Source organism: Marinobacterium jannaschii DSM 6295 (genome assembly GCF_000620085.1).
GTDB lineage: Bacteria > Pseudomonadota > Gammaproteobacteria > Pseudomonadales > Balneatricaceae > Pontibacterium > Pontibacterium jannaschii.
On the sequence record NZ_JHVJ01000003.1, the window covers coordinates 42,422 to 58,205 of the forward strand.

Below are 15,784 nucleotides of genomic sequence, written 5' to 3' on the forward strand. Positions count from 1 at the left end.
AATCTGAACGACGTTCAAAATTTATGTTTACATTCTGAACGGTGTTCATTATTCTGTGTTTACGCTTGCTGAACGCTGTTCACGAAGCATAGAATCAGCACAGGGTTTCGTGGCAGTGGAATATATCGGGGGATATAGCTTTGGCAAGACGTAGTGATCATTCCAGAGATGAGCTTCGCGAAATGGCGATTGATGCCGCAGAGCAGCTGCTCGATCAGCAGGGTATCGCTGCATTGAGCGCGCGAAAGGTTGCCAACGCAATCGGCTACTCCGTCGGAGCGCTGTATCTGGTGTTTAAGAATCTGGATGATCTCTGTTGGCATATCAATGCCCGTACCATGCATCAGCTGCTGCAGGCGTTGAAGAGTGAAGGGGACAAGGTAGACCCGCGTGAAATACTGAAGGGGTATGCGCGGGCCTACCTTTTTTTTGCTGAGCAGAACCCCCACCGCTGGAGCCTGATGTTTGAGCATCAGGCGCCCGACGAAATGGTATCACCTGCATGGCTTGAAGAATCGATTGCTGCTTTATTTAGCGGTGTCGAGGCTCAGCTATGCTCACTTCATCCCGATGCTGATGAAGGTGAGGTTCGCTTCGCCGCCCGCACCCTCTGGAGCGGAGTCCACGGTATTACTATCCTGAATCTGCGCGATAAGCTGTTTATGGCCGGGCCGGACAGCGCGCTGCAGATGACAGACAATCTGATCGATCGCTATCTTGATGGTTGGCAGTAAAAGGAAAACTGTATGAAAGCGCTGTTGAGTGTTAAAGGCTTCCTGGCATTTATCAGTGTGGCCTTTATTAATGCCTTCGTGGATCTTGGCCACAAAATTGTTATCCAGAATACCCTCTTTAAGGGCTTTGAAGGGGAGACTCAGATCCTGTTGACGGCTATCGTCAATGGTCTGATCTTATTGCCCTTTATCCTGCTGTTTACACCCTCTGGCTTTCTTGCCGACAAGTATCCCAAGCATCGGGTGATGCGACTGGCCGCGGCCGGTGCGGTGCTGATTACCCTGCTGATTACCTGGTGTTACTACCAGGGGCTCTTTGAGCTGGCGTTCGGGCTGACCTTCGTACTGGCGCTGCAGAGTGCTTTCTACTCCCCGGCGAAGTACGGCTATATCAAGCAACTGGTGGGGACTGAAAACCTCAGTGAAGGTAATGGCTGGGTTCAGGCGGTGACCATGATCGCCATTCTGGCCGGTATCGTCGTATTCTCGGCTCTGTTTGAGATTCGCCTGGAAGGCGTTGCCCATATGGCACCGGAGCAGTCATTGCAGATTATCGCTCCGCTGGGATGGGTGCTGGTAGCCGGATCGGTCATTGAGCTGCTGCTGGCCCTACGCCTGCCGAAGTTAAGTGACACTGACGAGCAGGCGCATTTTGACTGGGCGGCTTATACCTCGGGGCGCACGCTGCGTAGGAATTTCAGTCTGATCTACCGTCGTAAGGCGATCTGGCTGTCGATTCTCGGACTGACACTGTTCTGGTCGATCAGTCAGGTGATGCTGGCGGTGTTTCCGGCGTTCGCTGAGGAGTATCTGGGCCAGCACAATACCTTCGTTATTCAGGGCGTGATGGCGCTGGCTGGAATCGGCATCATGCTCGGCTCGATGGTTGTCGGCCGCCTGTCAACCCACTACATCAATGTTGGCCTGATACCTCTCGGCGCTGCCGGTGTGGCCCTGGGACTGATTCTGTTGCCGATGATGGATTCGATGACGCTTCTTGCCGGTGTTTTCCTGCTGATCGGCTTTACCGGCGCCCTGATGAACGTGCCGCTGAATGCGCTGGTGCAGTTCCATGCGGAAGAGCATGAAACCGGTCGGGTGCTGGCGGGCAGTAACTTTATTCAGAATATCGGCATGCTCAGTTTCCTTGGCCTGACCGTCGCCTTTGCTCTGGCCTCTGTTGATGGCATCTGGTTGCTATGGCTGCTGGCGGCGATCGGCATCGGTGGTGCCGTGTTTGCGATAGTCAGTCTGCCTGAGGCGCTGATCCGGGTTATTCTGGCGGCGATCTTCAAACAGAAATACCGCCTTAAAGTACTGGGCTTTGAGCACCTGCCGGAAGAGGGTAAAGGTACTCTGCTGCTGGGTAATCATATCAGCTGGCTGGACTGGGCGATGCTGCAGCTGGCCAGTCCGCGGCATATCCACTTTGTGATGGATCGCGGCATCTATTCCCGCTGGTATCTGAAATGGTTTTTTGATCTCTACCGGGTTATCCCGATCTCCGGTGGCCAGAGCCGACAGGCCTTAGACCAGGTGCGGGAACTGCTTAACCAGGGCGAAATGGTGTGTCTTTTCCCGGAAGGAACCATCAGCCATATCGGCCAGCTGAACGAATTTAAGCGTGGTTTTGAACGTGCCTGCGAGGGCGCAGACGGTGTCATTATCCCGTTCTATCTGCGTGGCCTCTGGGGCAGTTTGTTCTCACGTTCGGCAGATAAGCTGAAACAGCTGCGCAGCCGGGGCCTTAAGCGTGATGTTATCGTCGCCTTCGGCGCACCGCTGCCGATCGATAGCACCGCCGAAACCGTTAAGAAGCGCGTGTTTGAACTGTCTATCCATACCTGGGAGCAGCATACCCGTTCGTTGGAGACCCTGCCGCAGGCGTTTATCCGCACCGCCAAAGCCGCACCTGCAGAGTGGGCCATTACCGATGTGCAGGGTCAGCCGGTAAGCTATGCCAGGTTGCTGACCGGTGCCCGGTTATTTTCAAAACGTCTGAAATCAACCTCAGGCCAGAATCTGGGGCTGTTGCTGCCCACCTCCACCGCCGGGGCAATTGCCAATATGGCCGCGCTGATGGCTGGTAAAACGCTGGTAAACCTGAACTTCACTGCCTCAACTGAGGCACTGCTTTCAGGCCTGAAGCAGGCTGAGGTGTCAACGATCCTGACGGCGCATAAGTTTGTGCGCAAGCTTGAGCAGAAAGGCATCGATGTAACACCGCTGTTTGAAGGACGTGATGTCCTCTATATGGAGGATCTCAAGGAGGGCATCAGTAAAGCGGAGGGCCTGACGACCCTGATTACCGCCAAACTCCTGCCGGTATCGCTGTTGCAACTGGCCTGGTGTCGCAGCAACGGGCTGGAAGATACGGCGGCGATCCTGTTCTCATCCGGCAGTGAAGGTGCACCTAAAGGGGTCATGCTGAGTCAGCGAAATATTATGGCTAACCTGCGTCAGGTCTCCGATATGCTTAATGTGCGTGAAGAAGACCGCATTATGGCGACCCTGCCGCTGTTCCATGCTTTTGGCCTCACCGTGACCTGCTTTATGCCGCTGATCGAGGGTATCCCGGTGGTATGTCACCCTGACCCGACCGATGCCCTGAGTATCGGTAAGGGCGTCGCAAAATACCGGGCGACCTTTATGTGTGCGACCTCGACATTCCTGCGTATGTATACCCGTAATCGCAAGGTGCATCCGCTGATGTTCAAGTCGCTGCGGGTAGTAGTGGCAGGGGCTGAGAAGCTGGATAACGCCGTGCGGGAAGCATTTGAAAGCAAATACCATGTGCAGATCATAGAAGGCTATGGCTGTACCGAAACGACACCTGTCGCCGGGGTGAACCTGCCGGACCACCTGGATACCGATGACTGGCGGGTTCAGCATGGCTCAAGGCTGGGAACCGTTGGCCTTGCGCTGCCGGGCAGTACCTTCCGGATCGTTGACCCGGATACCCTCGAAGAATTACCAACCGGGACCGATGGCCTGATCCTGATTGGTGGTACCCAGATTATGAAGGGCTATCTGGGTAACCCACAGAAAACGGCCGATGTCGTCGTGGAGATGGATGGAATTCGCTGGTACAAGAGTGGCGACAAAGGACATGTGGATGAAGACGGCTTCCTGACTATCGTGGATCGCTACTCCCGCTTCGCCAAGCTGGGCGGGGAGATGGTCAGCCTGACCAGCGTTGAATCCGAAGTACGCCGTATACTGAAGGAACCTGAACTGCCGATGGTCGCTGTGAACCTGCCGGATGCTAAAAAAGGTGAAAAAGTGGTGCTGTTGCTGGAAGGTAAACAGGATCCCCGGGGATTACGTGAGCAGTTGATCAGTGCCGGCATGGCGGCCCTCACCATTCCGTCCGCTATCCACCTGGTGGATCAGGTACCGATGCTGGGTAGCGGCAAAACTGATTTCAGTCGCTCAAGGCTGCTGGCCGAAGCCGCAGAGGGCGTTGCCTGAGCCGCGACGCTGTATCAGGCAGACCTGACAGCGCTTGTAGGTATTGCAAGCGTCCCAGAAGAAAGCTTCAGATATCTGCGCAAATGCTACGTGGCCCGGATCATCCCGGGGCGCGGGCATTTGTCACAGAACTAAATTTTAGTTTAGAGAGTAAAGCCAATGTCTATTGAACGTATCGATACAAATGCCCGCACCAGCCGCATTGTCATTCACGGCGATACCATCTACTTGTGCGGCCAGGTTGCCGCAGATGCCAGCGCCGGTATTCAGGAGCAGACCCGTACCATGCTGGCAAAGGTCGATGCATTGCTGCAGCAGGCGGGTAGTGACCGTCACCATATGCTGGCGGCGACGATTTATCTGGCCGACATGGCAGATTTTCAGGCGATGAATGAGGTCTGGAATGACTGGGTACCGACCGGCAGTGCGCCGGCACGTGCCTGTGTCAGTGCCGCTATGGCGCGGGCAGAACTGAAAGTCGAAATTTCGGTGACTGCGGCAAAAATCCAGAAGTAGTCTTTATAATACGGCGGCGTTGCAAGCTGATCGCAATGGCCGTCGCAGTCACAGGGGCCGCTTCCGGCCGTTGAGCAACCGAAGCCGAAGCGGCCCTTGTTTATTACCGATTCTGGCTCTTCTGTTCGCCCGCTATCAGAGTCTTGTCAATTGCAGTTTATAACTTCATATATGCCTGCCCGGCTGCAGTATGACAAAGTCCCGGTCTACTGTCGGCTCACAGTCAGCTTCCCTTGTTTTCCTGTGATGAACAGTGAACACTCTCCGTCCGTTATTTAGCTGTCCGCGTCCTTCATCCGGCCGCATATTCAGGCCGGGCTGGACGTCAGCGTTTTTGTTTCGCATAATCCTGACATAATTACTTGGTTATTGGGTGAAGGTGAGCATGTTTTCAAAGCTCTTCGGTAAAAATGATTCCAAAGGAAAGGCTATGTTTGGTCCTGAGTGTGCAGTCATTGAAACAGAACTGGCAAAGATTCAGTTGCCCTACCTGGACGCTGATCTGATCAGCGCAGACGTTGTTCGATCTCTGAATAATGATGCCGGTAAAGTGGCTGTTGAACTGCAACTGCCTTATCCGAGCGCGGGTACCGCGACGGCACTGAAAGCCCAGGTATCTGAAGCCCTGCTGGCACTGGATGGTGTGAGCGAAGTGACGGTAAGCGTGGGGCATAAGCTCAGTGCTCATCCTGCTCCGGCTGATGCTGGCAGCAATCTGGCGGGTGTGAAGAACATAGTGGCGGTGGCATCCGGTAAGGGCGGCGTCGGTAAATCGACTACCACCGTGAACCTGGCGCTGGCAATGGCTGCCGAGGGCGCCCGAGTGGGTATTCTGGACGCCGATATCTATGGGCCGTCACAGGGACAGATGCTGGGTATCCAGCCGGGTATCCATCCGGAATCCGTTGATGAGAAGTTCTTCCGTCCGATTGAGGCGCATGGCCTGCAGTCGATGTCGATGGGCTACCTGATCGATGAAACCACGCCGATGGTCTGGCGGGGGCCTATGGCCAGCGGGGCCTTGCAGCAGCTGGTTTCTAACACCATCTGGGGCGAGCTTGATTACCTGTTTATCGATATGCCGCCGGGCACCGGTGATATTCAGCTGACCCTGTCACAGAAAGTACCTGTTGCGGGTGCCGTGATCGTCACCACACCACAGGATATCGCCTTGCTGGATGCCAAGAAAGGTATCGAGATGTTCCGTAAGGTGGAGATCCCGGTCCTTGGTATTGTTGAAAATATGAGCGTGCATATCTGTAGCAATTGCGGCAATGCCGAGCATATCTTCGGTGAAGGTGGGGGAGAGCGTATCGCAGCGCAATATGAAACCACCCAGCTGGGCAGTCTGCCGCTTTCGCTGCAGATTCGTGAACAGGTCGATTCCGGTAAGCCGTCAGTGGTGGCTGATCCTGAAGGCAAGGCCGCAGGCCTGTATCGTGACGTTGCGCTTAAAGTGGCGGTGGAGCTGTCGAAGCGAAACGGTGCCGGCAGTAAGATCCCTTCGATCTCTGTCTCCGACGACTGAGTTACTTGCAAGGTTACTTGCCGGAATCCCCTGGGATTCCGGCGTCTGATCTCTGCTAGCAGGCTACTGCAAATTCCACCATCACCTGAGAACACCACTCACTGAGGCGCTCGCGGGTGGATTCATGCTGGTTATCCTCATCCAGTGCTAGCCCGACAAAGTGGCGACCATCAGAGGTTTCAGCCTTGGATTCGTCGTATTCATAGCCATCGACGGGCCAGTGGCCAACGACCGCAGCTCCGGCGGCAACCAGCTTGTCATGCAGCATTCCCATGGCATCGACAAACCACTCGGCGTAGCCATACTGATCCCCCAGCCCGATCAGGGCAACGGTCTTGCCGCTCATATCCAGCCCGTCCAGTTCCTGCCAGATATCAAGCCAGTCCTCCTGAACTTCGCCGTAGTCCCAGGTCGGGATAGCAAAGATCAGTTGATCAAAGTCACTCACGGCAGCCAGCGACGTATCCTTTACGTCGAAGACCGAGGCTTCTTCAGTACCAAAGAATTCCTGCACCAGCACGGCAATATCGCCTGTATTACCTGTGGTTGTGCCATAAAAAATACCGAGACTCACGCTGTCTGCTCCAACTATTGAATGAGAGTTATTATCATTAAAGTAAAAATGATAACGATTATCAATACGTATGGATGAAGTTTTTCGACTATTTGGCTGTAAATAGGGCCTGAATTACCGTCCCCGGTGATGAATATCTTTCGCCCGGGGGGCTGAATCCGGTAGAATCGCTCCCCTGTTATCGAAGTATTGTGAAGGTAAGTAGACCGAATATGGGTATCAAGTCAGATCGCTGGATTCGCCGCATGGCACTGGAACAGGAAATGATCGCGCCATTCGAGCCAAACCAGGTACGTAACGTATCAGGCGAGCGCATTGTTTCTTATGGCACATCAAGCTACGGCTATGATGTTCGCTGTGCTGACGAGTTTAAGATCTTCACGAATATCAACTCCTCGGTTGTAGACCCGAAGAACTTCGACGAAGGCAGTTTCGTCGATGTGAAGTCAGATGTATGTATCATCCCGCCGAACTCCTTTGCGCTGGCGCGCACGGTCGAGTACTTCAAGATTCCGCGCGATGTGCTGACCATCTGCCTGGGTAAAAGCACCTATGCCCGTTGCGGTATTATCGTCAATGTCACTCCGCTGGAACCTGAATGGGAAGGCCATGTGACACTTGAATTTTCCAATACCACTCCATTGCCTGCAAAAATTTATGCCAACGAAGGCGTTGCCCAGATGTTGTTCCTTGGTGCGGATGAAGTGTGTGAAACATCTTACAAGGATCGTGATGGCAAGTATCAGGGACAGACTGGCGTTGTAGTTCCACGTACCTGATCTCTAATATCTCGCAGGCGTTTATGAACCAGACTCGCAAGAAAATTAATGTCTTCTGGGAACAGCTGGAAGACACCATCGAACAGCTGTTGCGCAGCCGTAATGATGACCGCTTTGAAGCAGAGCCGTTGCTAAAGCAGTACCGCGATCAGTTGCGTAAGATCGATGGCAACCTGACCTTTCACTTCGAGCGTGATGAAGAGACGGAAGGGCCGGTTGAGATGATCTTTGGCTGTGACGGCTTTCCGGAATCGATTCACTCGGTACTGAGCCTGATCGGGGCGGCACCGGAACTGACCGGTATCCGCTTTAAGGCATTTAATGATCGTTATGACCCGGTACCCCAGGTGGTGAATATCGGTGAAGAGCTGGCGGAGATGGGTGACTTCTGGTGTGCGCTGCGAGAGGTGAAAGGTCGCCTGCACCTTGAGATCTATATGACCGATTCGCCTAAAGTGCTGGATATGGAGCCGCGTGTTGAAGCGGTGATGATCTTCCTTGATGCACTGATCGGCGAGTACGAACTGATGACCCGCATTTGGACTCTGGACTGGTTCGAGTTACCCGTCTCTCCGGAAGATCACGGCCTGATTCCACTGGGGAACCTGCGGGACCTGTTTGACGGTCAGAAAGATGTGATTAAACCGATCGGCATCACGGTACATTAAGCAGCACTGCAGAACACAAAAAAACGGGTCGATTGACCCGTTTTTTTGTTGCTGTTTTTCTTATAGGGAGAACAGATCAGTTATCTGACAGAATGTAGATGCGTCCTTCTTCATCCTGATAATCCTGTTCTTCCTTTTCCCGGCAGTACATTGCGTGATTCCCTCGCGATTTATGAATAAAGTGTGCCAAACTAACGGAAAGAAATTCCATGACCATATTGGTCTCAGTCCATGCGGGCTGCAATCCTGCACCTGTATGGTTAAGGTTTCTTTACACTGGCCTCAGTTAGGGTAGACCAAAATCTGAAGTTTGCCGCTGCCGGGTTCATTATTTTTCACGGAGGTAAAAATGAGTGGTTTATTGACGCAGATTCTCGATGAGGTGCGTCTGGAGTACCTCGAACTGATGCGGGAAAGCGGCTTTGAAAAGCCCTACGCCACTGCGGAGCGCCTCTGCCATGAAAAGCTGTTTCTCGACGTAGACCTGCTTGCCCGGATAGTGGAGGAAGACCCAACGCTGCTGGCGGCACGGGCCGGTGATCATATTATGAATCGCCAGGAGCGGGAAAATCCGGCTGTTGGCGTGATCATCTGCGCCAATATACTGGCCGCGGCCCTGGAAGGGCTGATGTCTATCGCGGTGGAGAATAACTGGCTGGAGGAGGATGAAGACGGCACTATTCTGGTTTCGTCCGAAGAACTGGAGCAGGAAGCGGAGTACCCGATTACGGCGGACTACAGTCATTCAGAAACTGCCCGCAATAACCTGGCCCGCCCGGGGCCGAGCCACCTCAGTCAGCTGTTTGCCTCCGCCGAGGAGAGCTTCGTCGACAGCCTGCAGCAGGATGCCCGCGATGCTTATCAGAGCGCACTTGAGGTGTCTTCTGAGTTCTCGATCTTTGCCCCCGATGATATTGCGCCGCTGGTGGCTGAAAATCCTCTGCTGCTGGGCTTGCGCCCCGATGGCATGATTGATGAGGAGCTGTTTGAGGGCGATCCGCCGGCCGGTATTATTATCAGCGCCCATCTGACCCGTATGTTGCTGAACCAGCTGTTGGAGCTGGGGATGGAACACGGAGCCCTGGCAATGGACAGCGATGGTAATATCATCCTGCCGGAGGACCCTGAGCAAAAGCCAACGCTGCACTGAGCCTGTGCCATGAGACCCAGGGGCAATAAAAAACCGCGATATTGAGATCGCGGTTTTTTTGGCGGTTTGGTTTACCTCAGGCTTGAAAAGCCTCATCGCGAGGCGCTTCAGGAACAGGCTCTGCAGTGATTTCCTGCACCGGTTCAGCGGCTTCCTGAGCGCTTTGCAGCAGCTCTTCGGAGGCGAACGGAGCCGAGGGCTGCAGCACGAATTCCATCTTCTCGCGGCTCTGACCGGCTCTGATAGACTGCCAGATTGCATAGCACATCAGCAGCAGGCAGTTCAGGGTGACAAAGCCGAACAGGCCACCCGGCCCCAGTTGCCCCATGCTGAAAGAGGCTACGGTCGGACCGAAGATAGCGCCGACACCGTAGCCGATCAGCAGGCCGGAAGAGGTCTGCATCAGCTTATCCGGATCGCTCCAGTCATTGGCATGGGCTGCGGCCAGCGAATAAATGGTGGAGGAGAGCGCGCCATAGATAAACACACCGGTATAGTGCAGTGTCGGGTCCGTGTTGCCATTGCTGGTAAGCATCACCATAAAGGCTGCCGCAAATGCGGAGCCCAGCGAGACGCTGGCCATGACCAGACGGCGTTCAACTCGGTCCGACAGCCGCCCGATCGGCACCTGCAACAGCATGCCACCGGCAATTCCGGCCGCCATAAATACCGAAATCTGGTCGAGGCTCAGGCCGATATCCTGACCGTAGACCGGTCCCATGGCAAAGAACGCCGAGGTGATCAGTCCGGCACAGACACAGCCCCAGAAGCCTGCCGGCGCCGCTTTCAGCAGTGGTTTGATGCTCATACCGTCCGGTGATTCCGGTACCGGTGCGTTCGCGCGGGAAAGCAGCAGCGGTACCAGTGACAGTGAGAATACGATCGATGCCAGGCTGAACAACTCAAAGCTCTTCGGATCAGCCAGCGGCAGCAGAAACTGGGCCGAGCCGGAGGCGGTGAAGTTGGTCACCATATAGAGAGCCAGGATGCTGCCCCGGGTTTTATTGTCCGCCCGTGCATTGAGCCAGCTTTCAGTGATAACGAACAGGCCGGCAATACAGAAGCCATCGATCAGGCGGATAAACAGCCAGGCTACCGGCTCGACCCAGATGGAATGGATCAGCGGAGAGACGGACACCATTGAAGCCAGTGCAGCGAAGGCCCTGATATGCCCGGCGCGCTGCACTACGTTGGCAGAATAACGCGCGCCAAGAAACATCCCGAGATAGTAGGCTGTCATCAGAAAGCCGACCCACTCTGTAGAAAAGCCTTCCAGCTTGGTTCTGATACTCAACAACGTAGTAAACAGGCCATTCGCCAGAATCAGCAGAGCGTAGGATATAAACAGGGCTGTCAGTGGGCGTGCCGCCGCAAACATGAGCGTATTCTCCAGGTGTTGGCGGACGGAAAGCAATAGCATCCCGGTACGCCATAACGCACGGTTAAAAAGGTTTCAGATTGTTGGAAATTACTTTGCCAACAGGACGTCGGCTTTAAGAATGCGCGCATTGTGCACAGCTGAATCAGGTTTGAAAACCGATTGTTTTAACTCTAAATATTATTTGTTTCTCCTGATGGTTTGATCCCTAAATAGTTTTTATCAAGGCACCCGCTGGCCGGGCCGGTTGGGCTGAGCTTTCATCAGTTTACGCAAAGGTAAAGGAGCCCGTTCTGCCGCGCCGGTTGTCTGATTTCCTGGCGTGAATTCCCCTTCTGGCCATACGGGAAGCCTTTGGCTTTGGATTAACTTGATGAAAAATATAGAAAAAACCTAATCTCTTAGTTTTGCTGGGTGTTGCCATAGAGTCGCTCATGCAGCCGTCTGCCTTCTGTCGTCTGGCGAAAGGGGCTGACGGCCGGGGATAGCCGCTGTTGCTGTGATTCGGGCAATAATCAAAAATCGACGGAAAAAAATTTAAAAAGCCGGAAATTAATTCGTTAAAGCTTTGACCTGAAAAGGCAATCGGCGCTTTTAAGCAAGGAGAAAGGGCGATTGCCGGGATGCATGTGCATCCCGGCAGAAGGGCTGCAGTAACTACGCCACTGTTACTCCACTGTTGTTTCCGGTGCTCCTTTAACTTTCTCGCGCATTCGCTGCAAAGCCACAAACAAAGGTGGAATAAAGAAGATTCCGACCACTGTGGCCAGCAACATCCCTCCCAGCACGACAAAGCCGATCGATACCCGGCTGGCAGCGCCGGCACCGGTGGCCATGACCAGCGGCAGCACACCGAGGATAAAGGACAGAGCGGTCATCAATACGGCGCGGAAGCGCAGTTTGGCGGCTTCGTCGGCGGCATCCAGAATAGACAGCCCCTCTTCACGGCGTTGCTTGGCAAATTCCACAATCAGGATCGCGGACTTGGAGGCCAGGCCGATCAGCATCACGATACCGATCTGTGCATAGAGGTTGTTGTTCAGGAATGGCAGCAGGTAGAGCGGGATCAGCGCCCCCAGCAGGGCCACTGATACGGAAGCCATCACCGCGACCGGAATGGACCAGCTCTCATACTGTGCGACCAGAAACAGATAGGCGAACAGCACGGCCAGACTCATAATCAGTACCACAAAGCCACCGGCCTCCTGTTCCTGCTGAGTGGTGCCGGTCCACTGCAGAATGTAGCCGTCCGGCAGTACATCGGCGGCGATCGCTTCCAGTGTCTGGATTGCCTCACCGCTGCTGACGCCGGTGGCCGGTGTGGCATTGATTGCCGCAGTGCGTTGCTGGTTATAGCGGTTCAGGGTCTGTGGGCCCAGCACCGGCTCTATATCGACCAGAGCACTGACAGGCACCATATGGCCCAGGTTGCTGCGGACGTAGATCCGGTTCAGATCATCCATTTCGTCACGATAGGCACTGTCTGCCTGCAGCATGACCCGGTAGTTACGGCCATACAGATTGAAGTCGTTGACATACTGGCTGCCCAGCTGGCTCTGCAGGGTGTTAAACAGCTGTTGCACCGGAACTCCCAGCGACTGCGCCTTGGCACGGTCTACTATCAGTTCCATCTGTGGTACGTTCGCCGAATAAGTAGTAAAGGCCCGGTCAATAGTATCCGCCTGGTTAGCGGCAATGATCAGGCTGTTGGCCGCCTGGGCCAGCTCCTGCGGCGAGCGGGCGCTGAGGTCAATCAGCTGCGCTTCGAGTCCACCGGAGCTGCCGAGTCCCGGAATAGGGGGCAGAGGGAAGGCGACAATGTTCGCCGCAGCAATCCCCTGCAGCTTGGCATTAATCTCGCCGAGAATACGATACCAGGCCAGCTCCGGTGTTTTACGTTCATCCCAGTGGGTCAGCACCGGAATCGCCAGTGCCGCATTGGAAGCCGCGCCGCCCAGCAGGCTGTAGCCGTTGACCGATATTACGTCTTTCACGCCCGGTTGCTCATTCAGAATCTGCTGGATCTGCTGGGAGACCTCTTCGGTGCGGTTCAGGGATGCGCCGTCTGGCAGCTGCACATTAACAAAGAAAGCACCGTTGTCCTCATACGGCAGGAAGCCGGTGGGGACGGTCTTGAACAGGTAGCCAATCCCGACAGCCATCGCCAGCATCATACCCATACTGAGCCAGAGCTTTCGGCTGAGAAAGCCGGTTTTGCGCACATAGCCATCGCGCAGGCCGTCGATACGCCGGTCGAACCAGCCGAAGAAACCAGTGCTTTTCGCCGGTTTGGGTTTTAGCAGCAGGGCACAGAGAGCCGGAGACAGGGTCAGGGCGTTCACCGAGGAGAGGGCGACGGCGGCTGAAATCGTCACGGCAAATTCGGTATATAGCTTGCCGGTTATGCCGGGCATAAAGGCCACAGGTACGAAAACTGCCAGCAGAACCAGGGTGGTCGCGATAACCGGGCCAAACACCTCTTTCATCGCCAGGGCTGTCGCTTCCGGCGCGCTGAGATGATCCTGCTCCATATGACGCTTGACGTTCTCGACCACCACAATGGCATCATCCACCACGATACCTATCGCCAGAATCAGGGCGAACAAGGAAATGGTGTTGATTGAGAAGCCCATGGTTTGCAGCACGATAAAAGTACCGATCAGGGAAACGGGTATCGTTGCGGCAGGGATCAGTGTTGCCCGCCAGTCTGCCAGGAAGATAAAGGTGACGAACACCACCAGGACAAAGGTAATGCCGAGGGTTTCGATGACCTCTTGCAGCGAGGCTTTTACTGACTGGGTGGTATCGTAGAGGACCGCATACTTCATATCGTCCGGAAAGCGCTGGCTGAGGCGTTCCAGTTCAGCGTAGACGCTGTCAGCCACGTCCAGGGCGTTGGCGCCGGGGCTTTGGTAAATCGCGATAGTGGCGGTAGGTTCGCCGTTCAGCTTACTGCTGGAGCTGTAATTCTGCGACCCCAGCTCGATCCGGGCGACATCTTTCAGCCGCAATACGGCACCGCTGGCATCACTGCGGATAATGATATCTTCAAACTCTTCCACCGTTTCCAGGCGGCCCCGTGCCCGCAGGCTGTACTGGAACTGCTGTTCACTGGCCAGGGGAGGCTGGCCGATGATGCCGACAGAAGCCTGGATGTTCTGCTGGGCGATAGCGTTATTGATATCCTCAGGTGTCAGTTCCAGTGCTTTCAGGCGATCGGGGTCGAGCCATACGCGCATTCCGTAGTTAAGGGCACCGAACTGGCTGGCAGAGCCGACGCCATTGATGCGCGCCAGGGCATCCTGAACGTAGATGCTGGCGTAGTTACTGAGAAACAGGGCGTCGTGGGTCTTCTCCGGGGAAAACAGGTTGATTACCAGCAGCATATTGCTGGACTGCTTGCGGGTGGTTACACCCTGGCGCACTACTTCCTGAGGCAGGGTTGACTCGGACAGCGCTACACGGTTCTGAACATTTATCGCCGCCTGATCCGGGTCGGTACCGACCGCAAAGGTAATGTTGAGGGTATAGCTGCCATCGTTGGCGCTGGTCGAGGACATATACAGCATATTCTCGACGCCATTCACCTGCGCTTCTATCGGGGTCGCAACGGCTTTCTCGACTGTTTCGGCATTCGCGCCGGGGTAGCTGGCGGATACCTGCACCTGCGGAGGTGTAATTTCCGGATACTGAGCAATCGGCAAGGCCTGCATGGCTAACAGGCCGGCAATAATCAGTACGATGGAGATCACCAGGGCAAACTTAGGGCGGCGTATAAAGAAGATGGAGAACATAATTTACTCCTCGACCGCTTTTACCTGAATGCCGGGACGTACCTTCTGCAGGCCTTCTGTGATAATGCGTTCGCCCTGAGCCAGGCCGCCGTTGATCTGCCAGCGTCCCTTACGCTGCTCGCCAGCCTGTACCGGGCGTTTCTCGACGGTATTATCCCGGTTTACCGCCAGCACGTAGTAGCCATCACGGTCCTTCAGTACAGCCGATTGGGGGATGGTGATCATCTTCTGGGGCTGTTTGTTGCGGACGGTGACATGGACAAACTCACCTGGTAGCAGGATGCCTTCCGGATTTGGAAAGGTTGCACGGATGCGCACGGTGTCGGTGTTACGGTCCACTTCGGGAGAGACATAGTTAAACTCTCCGGCGTGTTCATAACGGCTGCCGTCAGACAGGACCAGCGATGGCTTCACCGGCGGGTTGTCCAGGTCCAGCCCATTGCGCCTGGCTTCGATCATCAGCTTCTCGCTGACCGTCAGCTCAACATGAATCGGATCCTGCTGCACTATGGTTACCAGAGGCTTGCCGTTGGGGCTGACCAGCGCGCCGGCCGAGTAGGTGGCGATGCCGATGCGGCCGGTTATCGGCGCTTTAACCTGGGTATAACTGAGCTCCAGCTCCGCCTTGCGCAGGCCGGCTTTGGCCTTCATAACCTGGGCCTGGGCCTGATCGCGGTCGGCTTCAGACTGATCCAGCTTTGCCTGAGCGATGGCATTTCGCTTTTTCAGTTCGCGGTTTCGTTTCAGGGTGAACTGGGCGTTTTTCAGGGCGGCCCGGGCGCTGGCCAGCTCTGCCTTGGCCTGTTCCATCGCAATCTGGTAACTGTCAGCTTCAATAACAAAAAGCTCGCTGCCGGCTTCGACCGGGTGGCCTTCTTTAAACAGGCGCTGTTGCAGGTAGCCAGTCACCCGAGGCATGATCTCCACCCGCTCGGCCGCCTCGATACGGCCAATCATCCTGAAGGACGGGGTTTCGGTGGATTCGGTGACTGTTGAGACAGTGACGGCGGGCAGAGGCTTTTGTTCTGCTAATGCAGGCTGACTGGTCGCTGCAACTATCAGCAGGGAGAGTAAAATCTTCTTCACGGCGTGCTCCTGGCGCGTGCTGGTTGAATACGACCGCTTGATCGTCTGTCCATAGTCTTACCCGGACGGGGTTACCATCGGGTTAACCGGTTCGCAGAATGTAATT

At 55.1% G+C, this 15,784-nt stretch carries 11 protein-coding genes; 7 read left to right on the plus strand and 4 right to left on the minus strand.

Annotated features, from left to right (window positions below; all coding sequences use genetic code 11):
- The first annotated feature begins 140 nt into the window (after positions 1-140).
- The 4 genes from Q354_RS24060 to apbC all read left to right on the plus strand — a co-directional run bounded on the left by Q354_RS24060 (position 141) and on the right by apbC (position 6,249).
- Positions 141-734, plus strand: a complete 594-nt coding sequence (locus tag Q354_RS24060) for a TetR/AcrR family transcriptional regulator (RefSeq protein ID WP_036228121.1) — start codon at positions 141-143, stop codon at positions 732-734.
- Positions 735-746: 12 nt separating this feature from the next.
- The gene (locus Q354_RS0100180; RefSeq protein ID WP_027855842.1) at positions 747-4,205 is read left to right on the plus strand and encodes an acyl-[ACP]--phospholipid O-acyltransferase; all 3,459 of its coding nucleotides are present in this window, start codon (positions 747-749) and stop codon (positions 4,203-4,205) included.
- A 159-nt stretch (positions 4,206-4,364) separates the two neighbouring features.
- Positions 4,365-4,721 (plus strand): RidA family protein, encoded by a 357-nt coding sequence (locus tag Q354_RS0100185; RefSeq protein WP_027855843.1) that lies wholly within the window; start codon positions 4,365-4,367, stop codon positions 4,719-4,721.
- A gap of 430 nt (positions 4,722-5,151) precedes the next feature.
- Positions 5,152-6,249 carry an iron-sulfur cluster carrier protein ApbC gene (gene apbC / locus Q354_RS0100190; protein WP_027855844.1) on the plus strand — a complete coding sequence of 366 codons (1,098 nt, stop codon included), beginning with the start codon at positions 5,152-5,154 and terminating at the stop codon, positions 6,247-6,249.
- Between the two features lie 55 nt (positions 6,250-6,304).
- Here the strand turns inward: apbC and fldB are convergent, their stop codons facing one another.
- On the minus strand, positions 6,305-6,823 hold the full coding sequence (fldB, locus tag Q354_RS0100195) for a flavodoxin FldB (RefSeq protein WP_027855845.1): 519 nt from the start codon (positions 6,821-6,823) through the stop codon (positions 6,305-6,307).
- Between the two features lie 212 nt (positions 6,824-7,035).
- Between fldB and dcd the strand changes: the two genes are divergently transcribed.
- From dcd to Q354_RS0100215, 3 genes are all read left to right on the plus strand, one after another.
- Positions 7,036-7,602 carry a dCTP deaminase gene (gene dcd, locus Q354_RS0100200; protein ID WP_027855846.1) on the plus strand — a complete coding sequence of 189 codons (567 nt, stop codon included), beginning with the start codon at positions 7,036-7,038 and terminating at the stop codon, positions 7,600-7,602.
- 23 nt (positions 7,603-7,625) lie between these two features.
- The gene (locus Q354_RS0100205; protein WP_027855847.1) at positions 7,626-8,270 is read left to right on the plus strand and encodes a hypothetical protein; all 645 of its coding nucleotides are present in this window, start codon (positions 7,626-7,628) and stop codon (positions 8,268-8,270) included.
- A gap of 349 nt (positions 8,271-8,619) precedes the next feature.
- Entirely contained in the window at positions 8,620-9,420 is an 801-nt protein-coding gene (locus Q354_RS0100215) for a hypothetical protein (protein ID WP_027855848.1), read from the plus strand.
- A 76-nt stretch (positions 9,421-9,496) separates the two neighbouring features.
- Here Q354_RS0100215 and Q354_RS24065 read toward each other — a convergent pair whose 3' ends face one another.
- The 3 genes from Q354_RS24065 to Q354_RS0100230 all read right to left on the minus strand — a co-directional run bounded on the left by Q354_RS24065 (position 9,497) and on the right by Q354_RS0100230 (position 15,678).
- Positions 9,497-10,798 (minus strand): MFS transporter, encoded by a 1,302-nt coding sequence (locus Q354_RS24065; RefSeq protein ID WP_084332411.1) that lies wholly within the window; start codon positions 10,796-10,798, stop codon positions 9,497-9,499.
- Positions 10,799-11,466: 668 nt separating this feature from the next.
- Positions 11,467-14,592 carry an efflux RND transporter permease subunit gene (locus Q354_RS0100225; protein ID WP_027855849.1) on the minus strand — a complete coding sequence of 1,042 codons (3,126 nt, stop codon included), beginning with the start codon at positions 14,590-14,592 and terminating at the stop codon, positions 11,467-11,469.
- Between the two features lie 3 nt (positions 14,593-14,595).
- Positions 14,596-15,678 (minus strand): efflux RND transporter periplasmic adaptor subunit, encoded by a 1,083-nt coding sequence (locus tag Q354_RS0100230; protein WP_027855850.1) that lies wholly within the window; start codon positions 15,676-15,678, stop codon positions 14,596-14,598.
- Positions 15,679-15,784: the final 106 nt, after the last annotated feature.